Below are 244 nucleotides of genomic sequence, written 5' to 3'. Positions count from 1 at the left end.
CCGAGTGCCTTTTTCTTCCTTTTTCCAACCGATTATCCCGTTAATTATCAATCCGCTAAATCCAAAGTAATGAACAACAAGAAGAAAAACGAGGGTCAGACCGACTTTTCCTATTACGGTCTGTACCTGCTGGACTATCTCCGCACGAACAAGTTTGAACAGGCTGACGACACCGCTTTCATACGGGAACGGGCCGACCGTGCCGCCGAAACGTATGAGAGGGCACGGCTTGAAGGCTATCCCG

Annotated in this window: 1 protein-coding gene; it reads left to right on the top strand. The window is 49.6% G+C overall.

Annotated features, from left to right (window positions below; genetic code table 11):
* The coding region (locus tag DW640_RS23410; RefSeq protein WP_370448866.1) for a DUF1896 family protein at positions 1-244 on the top strand (244 nt) is incomplete at both ends.

The sequence above is a fragment of the Bacteroides sp. AM23-12 genome, from assembly GCF_003434395.1.
Taxonomy (GTDB): Bacteria; Bacteroidota; Bacteroidia; order Bacteroidales; family Bacteroidaceae; genus Bacteroides; species Bacteroides thetaiotaomicron.
The sequence above is the reverse complement of the archived record's forward strand: the minus strand, read 5'-3'. Positions and strand labels throughout refer to the sequence as shown.